The organism is Brevundimonas sp. KM4 (assembly GCF_000964075.1).
Classification (GTDB): domain Bacteria; phylum Pseudomonadota; class Alphaproteobacteria; order Caulobacterales; family Caulobacteraceae; genus Brevundimonas; species Brevundimonas huaxiensis.
Genome location: NZ_JZRG01000006.1, coordinates 13,946 through 31,218 on the forward strand (window position 1 = coordinate 13,946; position 17,273 = coordinate 31,218).

Sequence of the window (17,273 nt, forward strand, 5' to 3'; positions counted from 1 at the left end):
CGTCATGGCCAGACGGCGGGCGCTGCTTTCGGGACTGTTTTCGCACAAGTCACCGGCTGCACTCGCCGAGGACACGATCGACCCGTTCGAGCGACCGACCGATCTGGCGCAGGAGCAATCCGACGCCTTGAGCCTGGCCTTGGCTGAAATCGAAGCCGGGGCGCTGGAGATCTACGCCCAGGCTGGGCTGCCCACCCAGCCGGGCCACTATCGTCGCGATCCCGACACGGCGGACTGGATCTTTATCGCCCGCCAGATCGAGCCGCCCGAACGCTTCGCCCTGGCCCTGCGCTATCCGTCCGAACAGGGCTGGCGCTTCGCCCGGCTGGAGGATTTGGGCGCGCGGTCGGGCCGTGAAGATGTTCAGGCCGCAGCGCGTCTCATGGCCGATGTCGCAATCTTGCGGGCGTCTCGGCGCGGCGTGTTGACCCAGGATCATCTCCTGACCGCCATGGAACTGGGCGCCGCCTGGCGCGCCTTGCGCGATGCACAGGCGTTTCGCACCTCCCGCCTGACCCTGTCCGTGCCGGAGCCCGCGCGTCCCAAGGCGCTCAAGGGCGACAAGCCGTCAAGGCCGCGCTAGAGAGCCCGCCTCCCCGAACTGCAGGCTCCTTCCATGTCCGACGCCCCCGAATATCCGCCCGAAGATCAGCCCGTCGGTCGCATCATCGCCATGCCCGCCGACACCAATCCCGAGGGCGACATCTTCGGCGGCTGGCTGCTGGCGCAGATGGACCTTGCGGGCGCGACTCCGGCGTTCGAACTGGCCTGCGGTCGCTGCGCCACCGTGGCGCTGGACGGCATGGTCTTTCACCAGCCGGTCTCGGTCGGCGACGAGGTCAGCATTTACGCCCACGTCATCGGTTCGGGCCGCACCTCCATCCGCGTCCAGGTCGAGGCGTGGAAGCGGGCGCGGGGCCAGCCCCAGGCCGCTTCGGTGCGCGTGACCCAGGGCGTCTTCACCTATGTCGCCATCGACGAAAACCGCAAACCCCGCCCTCTGCCCGGCAAGGCGTAGAGCGCGGCGAGCGGCGCAAATCTTGACCTTGCGCCGGGGCGGGCCTACGTCCCGGCCATGGCCATTCGACGCATCCTCACCATCGACAACGCCGCCGACCTGGCGATCCTCAAGCAGGTATCCAAGCCCGTCGCGGCCGTGGACGACGCCGTCCGCGCCCTGATGGATGACATGCTGGAGACGATGTACGACGCGCCGGGCATTGGCCTGGCCGCCGTTCAGATCGGCGCCCTGGACCGCGTGATCGTCATGGACCTGGGCGACAAGGACGGCGTGGTCTGCGAGACCGAGGAAGAGGCGGCCGAGAACGCCGAGGCGCGCAAGAATCCGCGTTTCTTCGCCAACCCGGAGATCCTGTGGACCTCGGACGAGCTCTACACCTACGAGGAAGGCTGCCTGTCGATCCCCGAGTATTTCGACAAGGTGGAACGCCCGGCCCGCGTCCGCATTCGCTATCTGAACCGTGACGGTCAGTCGGTGGAGGAAGAGGCCGAGGGCCTCTACGCCGTCTGCATCCAGCACGAGATGGACCACCTTAACGGCGTGCTCTTCATCGACCATCTGTCGCGTCTCAAGCGAGACCGCGCCGTGACCAAGGTCAAGAAGGCCGCTCGCGACAGGATCGCCGCCTGATGACCAAGATCGTCCGCCCCGAACGTATCGAACGCGCTGCGCGCCGGATCGCCCCGTCCATCCCGCGCGGCCGCTCGCTGATCATCGACGCCTCGGGCCGTCGTCGCCTGACGCGCAGCCAGAAGGTCGGCGTCGCCGGCGTCGCCACCCTGGCCGGCGTGGCCTTGCTGGGCGTCGTGGCCGGCCTGCTGCTGGATCGCCTGCTCGATTTCGACGACGCCCTGGACGCGGGCGGCGAGTGGGACGAGGGCGGCGGCGTCTTCACCCGCTGGCAGTAAGCCGCCTAAAGTTCTAAAGGCGTGCCCATGCGCCTTGCCTTCATGGGAACTCCCGACTTCGCCGTGCCGTCCCTGGCCGAGCTGATCGCCTCGGGTCACGAGATCGTCGCTGTCTATTCGCAGCCGCCACGCCCCAAGGGCCGGGGCCAGAAGCTGACGCCGTCGCCCGTCCACGCCTTCGCCGAGACCATGGGCCTGCCCGTCTTCACGCCAGAAAGCCTGAAGGACGCCGAGGCGATCGACACCTTCAGAAGCCTGGATCTCGATGCGGCCTGCGTCGTCGCCTATGGCCAGATCCTGAAGACCGAGGTGCTGGAGGCGCCACGCCTGGGCTGTCTGAACCTGCATGGCTCCCTGCTGCCGCGCTGGCGCGGAGCCGCCCCGATCCAGCGCGCCATCATGGCTGGCGACAAACAGACCGGCGTCCAGATCATGCAGATGAGTCTGGGTCTGGACGAAGGCCCCATCCTGCTCAGCGAACGGATGGACATTCTGCCCGACGACACGGCCGCCAGCCTGTCCGAACGGATGGCCCATGTCGGCGCGGGCCTGTGGCCCCGCGCGCTGGCCGCCATCGACCGGGGCGGCGTCACCCCCTCGGAACAGGTCGGAGAGCCGACCTACGCCAAGAAGATCACCCCGGCCGAGGCTCGAATCGACTGGACCCGCCCCGCCGCCGAGGTGGACGCCCACATCCGCGGCCTGTCGCCCTTCCCGGGCGCCTGGTTCGAGGCCCCGTCAGAGGCTGGCCCCGTGCGGATCAAGGCGCTGCTGTCGGGTCTGGCGGACGCATCGGGCGCGCCCGGAACCGTGCTGGACGACGCCCTGACGGTGGCCTGCGGCGACGGCGCGGTGCGTCTGATCCGCGTTCAGCGCGAGGGCAAGTCGGCGCAATCGGCCGAGGAGATGCTGCGCGGCTTCCCCTTGCCGGTCGAGACCAGCCTAGGCTGAGAGGTTGAACTCGCGGCCCAGGATTTCCCAAAGCGCCTTTGCGCTTTCTGAAGTCAGTTGGAAAGTCTGGCTCTGGCTGTTCGGTTTCGCTCTATCTGCTGATCCAAGTGTATCGATCTGCAAGAAGGAGCGCCCGTCGCGCCTGAACACGCCATAGTGGCCCACAACGTGAGTTGGGTGCAGCTTAAGCTCCCGCTCTCGATCTAGCGGTTGAAACTGGTCGATTACGGCCATGTGGAGTCCTGAGTGCCTAGGTATAAACTTACTATCGAATACGACGGCACGGCCTACAACGGCTTCCAAGCCCAGGACGGCCAGCCGACAGTGCAGGGCGCGCTGGAGGCGGCGATCCACGCCTTTTCCGGGGAGCGGATTCGCATCGCCGCCGCCGGCCGCACCGACACCGGGGTCCATGCGACGGCCCAGGTCATTCACGCGGATCTGGAGCGGAACTGGCCCGTCGATACGGTGCTGAACGCCATGAACGCGCATCTGGTGCGTCAGGACGTCTGCGTCCTGGCGGCTGAATATGCGCCCGACCCCGACTGGCACGCCCGGTTCTCGGCGACTGGCCGGGGCTATCTGTACCGCATCCTGAACCGCCGCCCCCAGCCCGTCCTGGAGCGCGACCGCGTCTGGCACGTCAAGAAGACCTTGGACGCCGAGGCCATGCACCATGCGGCGCAAGTCCTGGTCGGCCACCACGACTTCACCACCTTCCGCGACGTCGGCTGCCAGTCCAAATCGCCGGTCAAATCGCTGGACGTGGCGCGCGTGTCCCGGTTCGGCGAGGAGGTGCATCTGGTCTTCCAGGCGCGCAGCTTCCTGCACCGCCAGGTCCGGTCCATGGCCGGCACCCTGGTCGAGGTGGGGCTGGGTCGCTGGAGCGCCCACGACGTCAAGGCCGCGCTGGAGGCGAAGGACCGCGCGCGGTGCGGCCCCGTCGCCCCCTCGGCAGGGCTCTATCTCACCGGCGTGCGCTACGACTGAACCCCGCCTGCGAGCCGATCAGCCGCGCCGCTGAACCAGCACCTCGGCGATCTGGACCGCGTTCAGGGCCGCGCCCTTCCTCAGATTGTCGTTCGAGACGACTAGGGCCAGGCCATGCTCGACGGTCGGATCGGGGCGCACGCGCCCGACGAAGACCGGGTCCTGACCCGACGCTTCCAGCGGATTCGGCACAGCCGTCACCACCACGCCGGGCGCCTGGCCCAAGAGGTCCAGCGCGTGAGCCGCCGACAGCGGGCGCTCGAACTCGACATTGATCGACAGAGAATGGCCGGTGAAGACCGGCACCCGCACGCAGGTGCCCGAGACGGGCAGGCCGGGGATTTCGAGGATCTTGCGGCTCTCGTCGCGCAGCTTCAGCTCCTCGTCGGTATAGCCGTCCTCGCCGAGCGTATAGTTCAGGGCCACCACATTAGCGGCAATCGGCACGACCCACTTCTCGGGCGCGCCGAAGTCCACGGCCCCGCCGTCGCGGGCCAGGGCCGCGCCCTGCCCCACGGTCGCGCGCGACTGCTCCTCCAGCACGCGGATGCCCTCGATCCCGCCGCCTGAGACGGCCTGATAGGTGGAGACCGTCAGACGCTTCATCCCAGCCGCGTCGTGCAGGGGCTTCAGCACCGGCATGGCGGCCATGGTGGTGCAGTTGGGGTTGGCGATGATCCCCTTGGGCAGGTCAGCCAGGGCGTGGGGGTTCACCTCGGCGACGACCAGCGGCACCTGCGGGTCAGAACGCCAAGCCGAGGAGTTGTCGATCACCACCGCCCCGGCCGCCGCCACCTTAGGCGCCAGGGCCCTGGACGTCTCGCCGCCCGCCGAGAAGAAGACGATGTCCAGACCGGCGTAGTCCGCCGTCGCCGCATCCTCGACCACGATGTCGGTCTGGCCGAAGCGGATGGTCTTGCCCGCCGACCGGGCCGAGGCGAACAGGCGCAGCGAAGCCAGCGGGAAGTTCCGCTCGGCCAACAGGCCCCGCATCATCTCGCCGACCAGGCCGGTGGCGCCGACGATACCCACGTGGGGCGGGTTGGACGGGGAAAAGGACATTCAGGCGTCTCCTGGGAAGGGTGGAGGCGCGGGGTTCAGCCGGATCGACCGCCCCGCGCATCGGCGGGGCTTGGGATCGGGATTGTCGCTAGACCGTGCGCGCACCCGAAACCGCCCCGCCGAAGCCGGTGGTTTTCGAGGTCATCGCTTTAATCGGGCGCTTGGTCACGGCGGCGTTCTCTAAGGGTGAGAAACGGTCGTGTAAACGGGCAGTGACGAAAGAATTCACGCAAAGAGGAGGAGAACGGCCCTGCACACGCAATAAAGCCGCTACCCTAGGCCCTCCCACCCATCATCTTTGGGCTTGACCCGAATATGATGGGTTAAAGTTTCAGACCTTCGACAGGATCAGCGTGCCGTTGGTGCCGCCGAAGCCGAAGCTGTTGGACATGACGTGGGTCAGTTCGCCGTCGTGGCGCTGGCGCAGGATCGGCATGCCTTCGAACGCCGGATCGAGATTTTCGATATGGGCGCTTTCGGCCGCAAAGCCGTTCTGCATCATCAGCAGGCAGTAGATGGCCTCCTGCGCGCCCGCCGCGCCGAGGCTGTGGCCCGTCAGCGACTTGGTTGAAGAGATCATCGGCATCTGGTCGCCGAAGACGGCGCGCACGGCCTCCATCTCCTTGGCGTCGCCCACGGGCGTCGAGGTGCCGTGCGGGTTCAGATAGTCGATCTTGGGATTGCCGGCCTGTTCCAGCGCAATCTTCATGCAGCGCTGGGCGCCCTCGCCCGAGGGGGCGACCATGTCGTAACCGTCGGCGTTGGCGCCATAGCCGGTGACTTCGGCGTAGATGGTCGCGCCGCGCGCCTTGGCCCGCTCATACTCTTCCAGCACCACGATGCCGGCGCCGCCGGCGATGACGAAGCCGTCGCGGTTCGCGTCATAGGCTCTGGAGGCCACAGACGGATTGTCGTTGAAGTCCGACGACATGGCGCCCATGGCGTCGAACATGTTGGACATGGACCAGTCGATGTCCTCGCAGCCGCCGGCGAAGACCACGTCCTGCTTGCCCCACTGGATTTGTTCGACCCCGGCGCCGATGCAGTGGGCGCTGGTCGCGCAGGCCGAGCTGATCGAATAGTTGATGCCCCGCATCTGGAACCAGGTCGACAGCACAGCCGACGGGCCCGACGCCATCGCCTTAGGCACGGCGAACGGGCCGATGCGCTTGGGCGCGCCCTTCTCGACCGTGGTCGCGGCCGCCTGCAGGATCACCTGGGTCGAGGGGCCGCCCTCGCCGACGATCAGGCCGATCCGGTCATCCTTGATCTCGTCCGCCGTCATGCCCGACGACTTCAGCGCCTCTTCGAAGGCGATGTGGCCCCAGGCGGTGCCGTTGGCCAGGAAACGCGCGGCGCGACGGTCGACCAGCTCTTCCCACGGACCGATCTTGGGCGGCGCCCAGACCTGGCTGCGGAAGCCGTATTTGGCGTGGTCGGGGGCATGAACGACGCCCGAACGGGCTTCGCGCAGGGACTGGGTCACCTCCTCGGCGCCATGGCCGATGGAAGAGACGATGCCCAGGCCGGTGACGACGACACGACGCATGGTGTTTCCTTCTTGATGCTTCCTGGTCCGAGGACCGTCCGCCTTGTTCGCGGTTATATAGGGGCGTTAACCGCCCGCCGCCTCATCCTTGGCGCCGAACAGGCCGACCCGCATGTCGTTGCAGGTGTAGATAATCTGGCCGTCGGCCTCCAGAACGCCGTCGGCGATGCCCATGACCAGCTTGCGGTTGATGACGCGTTTCAGGTTGATCTTATAGACCACCTTCTTGATGTCCGGAGTGACCTGGCCGGTGAACTTGACCTCGCCGACGCCCAGGGCGCGGCCGCGGCCGGGGCCGCCGATCCAGCCCAGATAGAAGCCGACCAGCTGCCACATGGCGTCCAGGCCCAGGCAGCCCGGCATGACGGGGTCGCCGATAAAGTGGCACTGGAAGAACCAGAGGTCGGGATGGATGTCGAGTTCGGCCTCGACATAGCCCTTGCCGTGCTCTCCGCCGTCCGCATTGATCGTGGTGATGCGGTCGAACATCAGCATCGGCGGGGCGGGCAGCTGGGCGTTGCCGGGACCGAACAGCTCGCCGCGGCCCGAGGCCAGCAGGGCCTCATGATCGAAGGACGAAGGATATTGGGACTGGGTCAAGGCGCTTCCGTTTCTTGAGACGTTGCGCGCGGGTTACACGACCGCGCTGCTTCGCTCAACAGCGTGCGGTCAGTTGCGACCCGTGCCCGCGGGGCGATTGGCGTTGCACAGCGCCCGCTCCTGGGTGCCGAACACGGCCCGCTGAGCCACGAAACCCTCCAGCCGTCGCGCCCGGACCTTGCACCAGCCCTCTTCGCATTCGTCCAGCATCACCAGGGCGCGCGGCGACAGGCGCGCGCGCACCGACGCGGTCTCGGATCGGCCCGATCGGATCGGCACTTCCTCGGCGGTCGTGTTGAAGACATAGCGCCGGCCCGACGACACCGTGCGGTGGATCCAGGCCACTGCCCCGCCGGGATCGCAGATCTTGCGCCATTCCGTCGTCTCGGCGATCACCTGAACCGGCAGGCCGGCGGCCCGGTATTCCCACAGGATCGGATAATCCAGGCCCGGCCCCTGGCGCGCGCGGACGTGCGAGGACTTCAGCGAAATCCAGCGCGGCACCTCAAGCCCGGTGGGCGTCGGGCGGCCGTCGGGCATGGTCGCGCCGGCGCTGGCCATCACGCCGAGGCCGAGAACGGCTCCCACGATGGCGATGCGGCGTCGCAGGCTTTGGAAGATGGCGGCGGCTTTGCTAGACACTGATTGGAACGACCCGTCGCGCGGGCTTTGATCCGTCTGAATCGCCGCCCGCTAACCAAGGCCGAGAATGTCCCCCCGCAAGCTTAAGGTCGTATTAACCAGACGCCTGCCCGACGCGGTCGAAACGCGGATGCGCGAGCTGTTCGACGCCGAGCTGAACCTGAAGGATCAGCCGATGGACCGCGCCGCATTGCAGGCCGCCGTCCAGCGCGCCGAGGTTCTGGTGCCCACCATCACCGACGTCATCGACGCCGACCTGATCAATGGCGCGGGCGAGCAGTTGAAGATGATCGCCAACTTCGGCGCCGGGGTGGATCATATCGACGTCGACGCGGCCGTGGCGCGCGGCATCATCGTGACCAACACGCCCGGCGTCCTGACCGAGGACACCGCCGACCTGGCCATGAGCCTGATCCTGGCCGTCAGCCGCCGCATCGTCGAAGGCGCCCAGGTGGTGGCCGAAGGCCGGTTCGAGGGCTGGACCCCGACCTGGATGTGCGGGCGCAAACTGTGGGGCAAGCGGCTGGGCATCGTCGGCATGGGCCGGATCGGCCAGGCCCTGGCCCGGCGCGCCAAGGCCTTCGGGCTTCAGGTCCACTATCACAATCGCAAGCCCGTCCCGGCCCTGATCGAGGAAGAGCTGGGCGCGACCTACTGGGACGACCTGGACCAGATGCTGGCCCGAATGGACATCGTCTCGCTGAACTGTCCGGCGACGAAGGACACCCACCATCTGCTGTCGGCCGAGCGGCTGGCCCGGCTTCAGCCCCACGCCATCCTGATCAACACCGCGCGCGGAGAACTGATCGACGAAGCCGCCTTGGCCCAGGCCGTGGCCATGCGCGCCCTGTCCGGCGTCGGCCTTGACGTGTTCGAGAACGAGCCCGCGATCCATCATGGCCTGTTGGGCCAGTCCAATGTCGTCCTTCTGCCCCACCTGGGGTCCGCAACCCTGGAAGCGCGCCAGGACATGGGCGACCGCGTCATCGCCAACGTCATGACCTACCAGAACGGCCACCGCCCGCCGGATCGCGTCATACCGGCGATGCTCTAGGCCGGCGATGCTTTAGGGCGCAGCCAGCAGCCGCTCGGCCGCATCGGGATATTTTTGCGCCAGCCGCGCCGCCCAGTCGGCCTTGAGCGGCAGCGGCGCGCGCACCTCGCGTATGCGGCGCTCGACCAGGGCTGCGGCCTCGCGGTGTGCGGGCCAGTCCATCAGAAACCCCAGCGCCGTGTCGACGGCGGCATAGGTCGCGGCGTGAGCCAAGGCGCGATCCAGCGCCTCCACATCGTCGAAGTCCGGCAGACGCGCCAGATAGGCCCGCAGCACCGGCGCGGACAGGTCGCGCTCGAACATCGCCCAGCGCAGGTCCTGCGCCTCGTCCTTGCGCCCCTCGGCTTCCAAAAGGTCGATCGAGGTCGCCTCCCACGCCGGCGTCAGGGCCGGCGGTCCGGCCTGCGGCGATCGCCCGAAGGTCCAGCGCCGGTTGCCTGCCGACGGTTTCAGCGCCGCCTCCAGCGCCTGCCGCGCTTCCGGAATGCGATCAGCCACCAGCAGTCGCTTGGCCATCACCGCCGCGAAATCCGGCGAGCCTCGTTCCTCCGGCGTCGTCATCGACAGCCACAGGTCCAGATCGCCCGCCCGATCCGCCAGCCGCCGCACGACCGTCCGCATGCCGCGCGCGCTGGATGCGGTATCGAGACGATCCAGCAGCCGCTTGGCCAGGTCCGCCGTCAAATCATCGCCGCCCGCGCCGATCCACCGAGCGTATTCGAGCGGTTGCCGCGCCACCGCCTCCGCCAGCAAATCCAACGTGTTTTCATCCGTCCGAACCGCGTCTTCAGCGATCCGCCACAAATCCTGGGCCGCCGTTTCGAACGCGTCGGCCAGTTCGCCCTTCTGATCCTTGACCCTAGACGCCAGGCCGCGAAACAGGTCGAACCAGCCGATCAATCGCTCCAACCCGATCGCCGGCGCGGCCTCGCCCAGATCCTCGACGATCGCAGCCCGCAGGATGTCCAGATCGCGCAGCAGGTCCGGCCGCTTTCGCCATGACACACGCGCGCGGCTGGCGGCGATGGTCGTCAATCGCTTGTCGATCTCCAGGGCCAGCAGGTCCGGCCCGGCCTCGGCCGCCATCACCAGCCTGAGCCGCCGCTTCAGGATCGCATCCGCATCCGCCGCCTGCATCAGCAGTTCGCCCAGACGCTCAGCCCCCAAGCCGCTGAGATTTGCGGCATTCAGGCGTTTGGGCGAGGCGGGACGTCGGGCCATCGGGCCTCCCTTTCACAAGTCTGTCGGACCGAACACATACGGCTGTCGAAAACCGCTGGCAGGGGAGGAACCGTCGTAAACGCGCTTCGTTTCCGGCGTCCTGATCGAGGAAGTGTGCGTTGGACTCCTACTACTGCATCGTCAACCTGCCCGGCGTTCCGGTGCGGGACATCTGCGTCCTCGACGCGGCGAACGACACGGCGGCCAATCAGGCGCTGGAGGGGATCGCCCGCAACTGGGTCGGGTTCGAAACCCTGTATCTCTATTGCGGCGAGCGTCTGGTGACGGTGCTCAGCAACCCGGCGCTGGGCTTCGCTCCGCCCCTACACGGCCTGGATTTGGCTGACCTGGATTTGGCCGACATCCGTTTCGCGACGGCCGCCTGAGCGTCAGCCGCCGCAGACCGGGCATTCCGGATCGGCGGCGACCCGCACGGTCCGCGCCGTGCCCGCCAGACCATCATAGAGCATCAGTCGTCCGGTCAGCGCCTCGCCCGCGCCGGTGATCAGCTTGATGACCTCCAGCGCCGCCATCGATCCGATTACGCCGGTCAGGGCGCCGACGACGCCGACGCGCGCACAGGTTTCGGCATCCGGCGGAACCTCGGGCACCAGGCATTGATAGCAGAGCTGGCCCGCAAACACCCCGATCTGCCCGTTCCAGCGGCCGAGCGCGCCCGACACCAGCGGCTTGCCCGCCGCCACGCAGGCCGCATTGACCCAAAGCCGTGTCTGGAAATCGTCGGTCCCATCCAGAACGATGTCGAAGGCTGCGATCCGAGCCGCCGCATTTTCGGCGCTGATCCGCTCAGCAAAGGTTTCGACCGCGACATGCGGATTGAGGCCGACCAGCCGTTCCGCCGCCGCCTCGACCTTCGACCGGCCGACCTGCGCCGTCGAAAAGGCGATTTGCCGTTGCAGGTTGGACAGGCCGACCACATCGTCGTCGATCAGGCCCAGCGTCCCGACGCCCGCCGCCGCCAGATAGAGCGCCGCCGGCGACCCCACGCCGCCCGCGCCGACGATCAGCACCCGCGCGCGCTTCAGCGCCTGCTGCCCCGGCCCGCCCACTTCGGACAGGACCAGATGGCGCGCATAGCGTTCGACTTCGTCTTCAGAAAAGATCACCGCCCTATCTAGCGCCGCAGGGGTTCGGGCGCGAGGGGCCTGCCGCCTGTCGTCTCAGGCGGCCAGCCGCACGTGTTCGCACGACAGCAGCTTTTCCAGACCCGCGCTGGACAGATCGCTCAGGCGCCGTCCGCGCAGAATCTCGGCGGCCTGCCGGTCGCTAAGGGCGCAAAGCCGTGCGGGTTCGCGCATCCGCCGCTGCATGACGGGCCGATCGTCCAGGACGCGGATGTTGCGATGACGCGGGTCGTTCCAGAGGCGCGACAGCAACCGGTCCACGTCCGCACGGGCGCCTTCGATGACCTGGGCCGCTTCGCCTTCGTGGAACAGCATGGCGCTGCCGATCTCGTCGCGGCGGTTGTTTCGCTCCGACGCGCCGAGGATTTCGGCAAGCGATTGGGTCGTGTGGTTGGCGCCACCGATCATTTCACTCACGAAAACGACGCGATAAAGCAAAACCTGTCCCTCGATTTCAAAGAACCGCGAAAGCGGATTGCGCCTTCTAGCCAATATTGGGGTCAAAATAAGACAGCGTTACACCAAGGCGCGACAGACTTGATGCCGGCGCCGGGCCGCGCCATCTGATCGTCATGACCCAGACCGCATCCAACTTCCCCGACTGGCACGGCACCACCATTCTGGCGGTGCGCAAGAACGGACGCACCGTGATCGCCGGCGACGGCCAGGTTTCGATGGGCCCGACCATCGTCAAGGGCGCCGCCCGCAAGGTGCGCACCCTGGCGGGCGGCAAGGTGCTAGCCGGCTTCGCCGGCGCCACGGCCGACGCCTTCACCCTGATCGAGCGGCTGGAGGCGAAGCTGGAGCAGTATCCGGATCAACTGGCGCGCGCCTGCGTCGACCTGGCTAAGGACTGGCGCACCGACCGCTATCTGCGCCGGCTGGAAGCGATGCTGCTGGTAGCGGACAAGTCGTCCATCTTTACCGTGACGGGCGTCGGCGATGTGCTGGAGCCGGAGTATGGCGTCGCCGCCGTGGGTTCGGGCGGCAACTACGCCCTGTCAGCCGCCCGCGCCCTGATCGAGGAAACCGATCTGGACGCCGAACAGGTCGCGCGCAAGGCCATGAAGATCGCCGCCGAAATCTGCGTCTACACCAACGGCAATCTGACCGTGGAAACGCTCCAGGCCTGATCCGGCGGTTGGGTCAGATCACCTCGGCGATCAGGCCCAGCGCCTTGGCCTCCTGGGCCTCGATGTACCAGTTGGCGGGGGCGCGTTTCAGCACCTCCTCCATCGTGACCGACGATCCGCGCACCAGATTCTCGAAACCCTCGTTCTGGATGGCGATGGAGTGTTCCAGCTCGTTCAGCATGGCGCGAACCGAGGCGATGCAGGTCGTCAGCGGCCCCGTGACGTGCAGTTGCTTGTCCATCTTGCGCTCATGGATCATCACTCGCGCGCCCCGCGTCAGATAGCGGTTCTTCACCGCAAAGAAGCTCATGAAGGTGGCGCCGGCGGAATAGATCGCCGCCTTGCCCAGAAAGACCAGCCGGCGGGACGGATTGATGTCGCTTTGAAAGCGCACGTCTTCGCCCATCATGCGCGCCACCTCGGGATCACCGCCCAAAGTCGAGAGTTCGATCACCGTCAGCCCGGTGTCGGGCGCCTCCGCCATCTGCTGGCGGAAGCGGTCGTACATGGCGTAATCGACCGCACCGGCGAGCAGGATGCGCGGGGTATCAAAAGCTTCTGCGGTCAGAATGCCGCTCGGCGCCATCTCTGACATCAAAGCTCGGCCGCAGCGGCGGCGTCGTCGCTGACGGGATAGCCCTGGGCCGACGCCCAGGATCGGGCTTCACCGATCGAGAAAAAGGCCTGGTTCTGCATGCGCCGCGATCCCGCATCGTCGATCAGCTCGCACTCCCACCACCGGATCGTGCGGCGATCGGAGGTGTTGCAGGTGCGCGGAACGAGAAGGGCGTGGGGCGTCATGCGCCACTAACGAAACATTGTCCGGGCGGTTCCTTCGAAGCCGAGATTTCGCCTTTAGGAACAAATCATTGTGCGAGGCAGGAGGACACAACGCCGGCGCCGAAGCGATGGGACAATTTGCGATCAAAGGCCCCTTGGCTTAAGCGCGCGCCATGACCGACGCCGCGCCTCCCCGCCCCCTCGCCCGCAACCCGCGCGGCTTCGCCGACAAGCGCGGCCGTGACCTGACCGCCGAACGGCGTATCGTCGCCAGGGTGTCCGAGGTTTACGAGCGCTGGGGCTTCGAGCCGCTGGAGACGCCAGCCTTCGAATATGCCGATGCGCTGGGCAAGTTCCTGCCCGACGCCGACCGCCCGAACGAGGGCGTCTTCGCGCTTCAGGACGACGCCGGGTCGGACGAGCCGGGCGAGTGGATGGCCCTGCGCTACGACCACACCGCGCCCCTGGCCCGGTTCGCCGCCCAGACTTGGGAGACCCTACCCAAGCCTTTTCGGCGCTATGCCTACGGTCCCGTCTGGCGCAATGAAAAGCCCGGTCCCGGTCGCTTCCGCGAGTTCTGGCAATGCGACGCCGACACCGTCGGCTCCGACCGGCCCGAGGCCGACGCCGAGATCATCGCCATGGGTTGCGAAGGCCTGCGCGCCGCCGGTCTGGACGCTGGCCAGGCCCAGATCCGTGTTTCGAACCGCAAGCTGTTCGACGGCCTGTTCGACGCCGGCGGCGTGACCGAGGCCGGTCAGCGGCTGACGGCGCTTCGCGCCATCGACAAGTTCGATCGCCTGGGCTGGGAGGGCGTGGTCCAACTGCTGGGCGAAGGACGTCTGGACGACTCGGGCGACTACACCAAGGGGGCCCAGCTGCCCGCCAAGGTCACGGCCGCCATCGAGGCCTTCCTGGCCTCCGCGAACACGCCTGGCCTGACGCGGGCGCAGACCCTGGACGCCGTCGCGCGCTCCGGCGACCTCGGCGCGGCGGGCGAGGCGGCGCTGAACGAGCTGGCCGCCATCGACCGCGCGCTGGCGGCCATGTCGGTCGGTCAGGACGCCGTGAAATTCGATCCGACCATCGTGCGCGGCCTGGAATATTACACCGGCGCCGTGTTCGAAGCCGAGCTGCTGCTCGACACGGTTGACGAAAAGGGCCGCCCGGTCCGCTTCGGCTCGATCGGCGGCGGCGGCCGCTATGACGATCTGGTCGCCCGCTTCACCGGCCAGAGCACGCCGGCGACCGGCTTCTCCTTCGGCGTCTCGCGTCTGGCCTCGGCCTTGCGCGCGGCGGGACGCGGCGCCGAGGACGCCGTGCGCGGGCCCGTGGTCGTCATCGTCTTCTCCGAGGACGACATGGACCATTATCTGACCGCCGTCGCCGAACTGCGCGCCGCCGGGATCGCCGCCGAGCTCTATCTGGGTCGCGCCGGCATGAAGGCGCAGATGAAATACGCAGACCGGCGCGGCACCCCGGCCGTCGTCATCCTGGGCGGCGATGAGATCGCCGCCGGCGAGGTCACGATCAAGGATCTGGACGCCGGCCGCGCCGCCGCCGCCGGCATCACGGACAACGACGCCTGGAAGGCCGAACGCCCCGGCCAGATGAAAGTCCCCCGCGACAGCCTGGTCGCCGCCATCAAGTCCATTATCGAATAAGCTTCGATAATAACCCGCCCCTGAAATGAGTTATCAGTGATAAGTCGAAGAAAGTTCGACTCTTGCCAAAGCGGCCGTTGACGACCGACCGGCCCTTGCGTCAAATGACCTCACTCGAGGGCAAGCGTTGCTCAAGCGCGCAGCACTCGAAGGCGTTTCGGGGAGGAAACGTCCGCTCTTTAAAGAGCGCGAAAGCCCGCTGCGATGTATCCCCCGCAGCGGGCTTTTTCGCGTCTGGCGCCCAGACAAACGCCTATGAAAGCTCGACAAATTCTCGATACGGCGTCGAAATCGAGCAGCCCGGTCTCGGTATGAAAAAGGCCGGGGCGAACCCCGGCCTTTCCATTCTCGAACAAGCGTCGCCCTACCAGAGGCGGACGCGTTCCTCGGGCGTCAGATAGTATTTCGTGCCCGGCTGAACGTCGAAGGCGTCGTACCAGGCATCGACGTTGCGCAGCGGGCCGATGACGCGGAACTGGGCGGCCGAGTGCGGGTCGGTGGCGACCTGCTGCTTCAGCGCCTCGTCGCGGTACTTCGACTGCCAGACCTGGGCCCAGCCATAGAAGAAGCGCTGGTCGCCGGTCGTGCCGTCGATCACGGGCGCCGGCTGACCGTTGAGCGACAGGTGATAGGCCTCGAGACCGACGGCCACGCCAGACGCGTCACCGATGTTCTCGCCCATCGTCAGGCCAGGGTTGATGTGATAGCCGGCGATCGGCTCGTAGGTCGCATATTGCGCGCCCAGACGCGCGGTCAGGGCCTCGAAGTTGGCCTTGTCTTCCGGCGTCCACCAGTTGCGCAGCACGCCGTCGCCGTCCGACTTGGAGCCCTGGTCGTCGAAGCCGTGGCCGATCTCGTGACCGATCACGCCGCCGATGCCGCCATAGTTGACCGCCGCATCGCCATTCGGATCGAAGAAGGGCGGCTGCAGGATCGCGGCCGGGAAGACGATCTCGTTGTTGGCCGAGTTGTAGTAGGCGTTGACGGTCTGCGGGGTCATGCCCCACTCCGACTTGTCGACCGGCTCGTTCAGACGGGCCAGATCATAGTTCCACTCGAACAGGCCGCGGCGCTCGGCGTTGCCGACCAAGTCGTTCGCGCGGATGTCGAGACCGGAGTAGTCGCGCCACTTGTCGGGATAGCCGATCTTGACGGTGAACTTGCGCAGCTTCTCCTGCGCCGCCGCCTTGGTCTCGGTCCCCATCCAGGTCAGGTTGTCGATCCGGTGCGACAGGGCGGTGCGCAGATTGGCGACCAGCTCTTCCATCTTGGCCTTGGATTCGGCCGGGAAGTACTGGGCGACGTAGAGACGGCCCGTGGCCTCGCCCAGCGATCCTTCAGCGAAGGAGATGGCGCGCTTTTCGCGGGTGCGCTGCTCAGGCTGACCCGACAGATCGCGCGAACGGAACTCCCATTGGGCGTCGGCGAAGCGTTTGGACATCAGCGGCGCCATGTCGTCGGCGGTGTGGAAGGCCTGCCAGGCCTGCAGCAGTTCGACCGGCGTCTCGGCGTAGATGGCCGCGATCTTGGGCATGGCCGTATCCTGACGCACGATCAGGCGCGGCACGTCGCCCAGCTTGGCCGCATCGTAGTAGGCCTGCCAGGCGAAGCCCGGCGCGTCCTCGGCCAGTTTGGCGATGGTGAACTCGTTATAGGTCCGGTCGCGGTTGCGGTTCTCGACCGGGGTCCAGTGGGCCTCGGCGATCTTGGTTTCCAGCGCGACGATCTGGGCGGCGGTCTCGGTCGGGTTGGTCCAGCCGATCATCTCCAGCATCCGGCCGACGTAGGCCTGATACTTCTCTTTCTTGTCGGCGAAACGGGCGTCCAGATAATAGTCGCGGTTCGGCAGGCCGATGCCCGACTGGCCCGTCGAGACGACGTAGCGGGTCGGTTGCTTGGAATCGATCGTGATGCCGGTGCCGAAGAAGGACGAGCCGAAGCGGCCGGCCGTCTGGCCCATATAGACGGCCATCTTGTCATGGCTGTCGGCGGCGCGGATCGCGGCCAGATAGGGTTGCAGCGGCTGGGCGTCCAACTGCTCGATGCGCGCCTCGTCGATGTAGGAGCGATAGGCGTCGGCGACCTTGGCCTCGTCCGATCCGGGCGTCAGGTCGGTGCGGTTGGCCAGGCCCAGCACCAGTTCCTTCATGCGGTTGTCCGACAGTTCGCGCAGCAGGGCGAACGAGCCGTAGCTGGTGCGGTCCGACGGGATGACCAGCTTTTCCAGCGCCTTGCCGTTGGCGTACCGGAAAAAGTCGTCGCCCGGCTTCACCGAGGTGTCGCGGCCGGCCAGGTCGAAGCCCCAGGTTCCGTAGCGGGGGGCCTCTGTGCCCTGCCAGCCGGCCGCCGTCTCTTCGCCCGAGAACAGCGAAACGAGGGTGCAGGCGTCGTCGATGCAGGCGTGGTCGTGACCGATATCCTGAGCCAGGACCGAGCTGGCGGGCAGAAGAAGGGCGCCGACGGCGGCCCCGATTAGCAGACGTTTCATCACTATGTCCCTGTTCCCACCCGGCATCTGGATGGTTCGGCGCAGACCCTAGTCCGGCGAGGGGG

The 17,273-nt window shown here is 67.2% G+C and carries 21 protein-coding genes; 10 read left to right on the forward strand and 11 right to left on the reverse strand.

Features of this window, described 5'->3' with window-relative positions; genetic code table 11:
- The first annotated feature begins 4 nt into the window (after positions 1-4).
- From VH88_RS02870 to fmt, 5 genes are read left to right on the forward strand one after another with little or no spacing between them, the layout of a single operon-like run.
- On the forward strand, positions 5-583 hold the full coding sequence (locus tag VH88_RS02870) for a hypothetical protein (protein WP_045809922.1): 579 nt from the start codon (positions 5-7) through the stop codon (positions 581-583).
- Positions 584-616: 33 nt separating this feature from the next.
- Positions 617-1,018, forward strand: a complete 402-nt coding sequence (locus tag VH88_RS02875; protein WP_039243917.1) for an acyl-CoA thioesterase — start codon at positions 617-619, stop codon at positions 1,016-1,018.
- Between the two features lie 57 nt (positions 1,019-1,075).
- The gene (def, locus tag VH88_RS02880; RefSeq protein WP_039243916.1) at positions 1,076-1,651 is read left to right on the forward strand and encodes a peptide deformylase; all 576 of its coding nucleotides are present in this window, start codon (positions 1,076-1,078) and stop codon (positions 1,649-1,651) included.
- A complete protein-coding gene (locus VH88_RS02885; RefSeq protein ID WP_017504962.1) occupies positions 1,651-1,929 on the forward strand; it encodes a hypothetical protein in 279 nt (92 codons plus the stop codon). The genes def and VH88_RS02885 overlap by 1 nt, the downstream gene beginning before the upstream one ends.
- Before the next feature lie 27 nt (positions 1,930-1,956).
- Positions 1,957-2,880, forward strand: coding sequence for a methionyl-tRNA formyltransferase (gene fmt, locus VH88_RS02890; protein ID WP_045809923.1), 924 nt, complete (start codon positions 1,957-1,959; stop codon positions 2,878-2,880).
- Here the strand turns inward: fmt and VH88_RS16215 are convergent.
- Positions 2,872-3,114: a hypothetical protein gene (locus VH88_RS16215; protein WP_045809924.1), complete on the reverse strand. Its 243-nt coding sequence runs from the start codon at positions 3,112-3,114 to the stop codon at positions 2,872-2,874. The genes fmt and VH88_RS16215 overlap by 9 nt on opposite strands.
- 12 nt (positions 3,115-3,126) lie before the next feature.
- Here VH88_RS16215 and truA point away from each other — a divergent pair, with 12 nt between their 5' ends.
- On the forward strand, positions 3,127-3,870 hold the full coding sequence (gene truA, locus VH88_RS02900) for a tRNA pseudouridine(38-40) synthase TruA (protein ID WP_045809925.1): 744 nt from the start codon (positions 3,127-3,129) through the stop codon (positions 3,868-3,870).
- A gap of 18 nt (positions 3,871-3,888) precedes the next feature.
- Here the strand turns inward: truA and VH88_RS02905 are convergent, their stop codons facing one another.
- From VH88_RS02905 to VH88_RS02920, 4 genes are all read right to left on the reverse strand, one after another.
- Complete coding sequence (locus VH88_RS02905) at positions 3,889-4,932, reverse strand: aspartate-semialdehyde dehydrogenase (RefSeq protein ID WP_045809926.1); 1,044 nt, start codon at positions 4,930-4,932, stop codon at positions 3,889-3,891.
- Positions 4,933-5,263: 331 nt separating this feature from the next.
- Positions 5,264-6,481 (reverse strand): beta-ketoacyl-ACP synthase I, encoded by a 1,218-nt coding sequence (gene fabB, locus VH88_RS02910; RefSeq protein ID WP_017504958.1) that lies wholly within the window; start codon positions 6,479-6,481, stop codon positions 5,264-5,266.
- A gap of 66 nt (positions 6,482-6,547) precedes the next feature.
- The gene (gene fabA / locus VH88_RS02915; protein WP_045809927.1) at positions 6,548-7,081 is read right to left on the reverse strand and encodes a 3-hydroxyacyl-[acyl-carrier-protein] dehydratase FabA; all 534 of its coding nucleotides are present in this window, start codon (positions 7,079-7,081) and stop codon (positions 6,548-6,550) included.
- Between the two features lie 69 nt (positions 7,082-7,150).
- Positions 7,151-7,723 (reverse strand): SH3 domain-containing protein, encoded by a 573-nt coding sequence (locus tag VH88_RS02920; protein WP_231576569.1) that lies wholly within the window; start codon positions 7,721-7,723, stop codon positions 7,151-7,153.
- 67 nt (positions 7,724-7,790) lie between these two features.
- Between VH88_RS02920 and VH88_RS02925 the strand changes: the two genes are divergently transcribed.
- A complete protein-coding gene (locus tag VH88_RS02925) occupies positions 7,791-8,777 on the forward strand; it encodes a D-glycerate dehydrogenase (protein ID WP_026108384.1) in 987 nt (328 codons plus the stop codon).
- A gap of 12 nt (positions 8,778-8,789) precedes the next feature.
- Here the strand turns inward: VH88_RS02925 and VH88_RS02930 are convergent, their stop codons facing one another.
- Positions 8,790-9,998, reverse strand: coding sequence for a DUF6880 family protein (locus VH88_RS02930; RefSeq protein WP_045809928.1), 1,209 nt, complete (start codon positions 9,996-9,998; stop codon positions 8,790-8,792).
- Between the two features lie 119 nt (positions 9,999-10,117).
- On the opposite strand from VH88_RS02930, the gene VH88_RS02935 reads away from it, so the two are divergent.
- Complete coding sequence (locus tag VH88_RS02935; RefSeq protein WP_045809929.1) at positions 10,118-10,384, forward strand: hypothetical protein; 267 nt, start codon at positions 10,118-10,120, stop codon at positions 10,382-10,384.
- A gap of 3 nt (positions 10,385-10,387) precedes the next feature.
- On the opposite strand, the gene VH88_RS02940 is transcribed toward VH88_RS02935, so the two are convergent.
- Complete coding sequence (locus VH88_RS02940) at positions 10,388-11,125, reverse strand: molybdopterin-synthase adenylyltransferase MoeB (RefSeq protein ID WP_045809930.1); 738 nt, start codon at positions 11,123-11,125, stop codon at positions 10,388-10,390.
- 54 nt (positions 11,126-11,179) lie between these two features.
- Positions 11,180-11,647 (reverse strand): BLUF domain-containing protein, encoded by a 468-nt coding sequence (locus tag VH88_RS02945; protein WP_369796248.1) that lies wholly within the window; start codon positions 11,645-11,647, stop codon positions 11,180-11,182.
- Positions 11,648-11,715: 68 nt separating this feature from the next.
- Here VH88_RS02945 and hslV point away from each other — a divergent pair, with 68 nt between their 5' ends.
- Positions 11,716-12,276, forward strand: a complete 561-nt coding sequence (gene hslV / locus VH88_RS02950) for an ATP-dependent protease subunit HslV (RefSeq protein WP_017504950.1) — start codon at positions 11,716-11,718, stop codon at positions 12,274-12,276.
- A 13-nt stretch (positions 12,277-12,289) separates the two neighbouring features.
- Here hslV and VH88_RS02955 read toward each other — a convergent pair whose 3' ends face one another.
- Both VH88_RS02955 and VH88_RS02960 read right to left on the reverse strand, forming a co-directional pair.
- Entirely contained in the window at positions 12,290-12,871 is a 582-nt protein-coding gene (locus VH88_RS02955) for a ClpP family protease (protein ID WP_045809931.1), read from the reverse strand.
- Positions 12,871-13,077, reverse strand: a complete 207-nt coding sequence (locus VH88_RS02960; RefSeq protein WP_045809932.1) for a hypothetical protein — start codon at positions 13,075-13,077, stop codon at positions 12,871-12,873. The genes VH88_RS02955 and VH88_RS02960 overlap by 1 nt, the downstream gene beginning before the upstream one ends.
- Positions 13,078-13,229: 152 nt before the next feature.
- Between VH88_RS02960 and hisS the strand changes: the two genes are divergently transcribed.
- On the forward strand, positions 13,230-14,720 hold the full coding sequence (gene hisS, locus VH88_RS02965; RefSeq protein ID WP_045809933.1) for a histidine--tRNA ligase: 1,491 nt from the start codon (positions 13,230-13,232) through the stop codon (positions 14,718-14,720).
- Positions 14,721-15,084: 364 nt separating this feature from the next.
- On the opposite strand, the gene VH88_RS02970 is transcribed toward hisS, so the two are convergent.
- Complete coding sequence (locus VH88_RS02970; RefSeq protein ID WP_045809934.1) at positions 15,085-17,208, reverse strand: M13 family metallopeptidase; 2,124 nt, start codon at positions 17,206-17,208, stop codon at positions 15,085-15,087.
- Between the last annotated feature and the right edge of the window lie 65 nt (positions 17,209-17,273).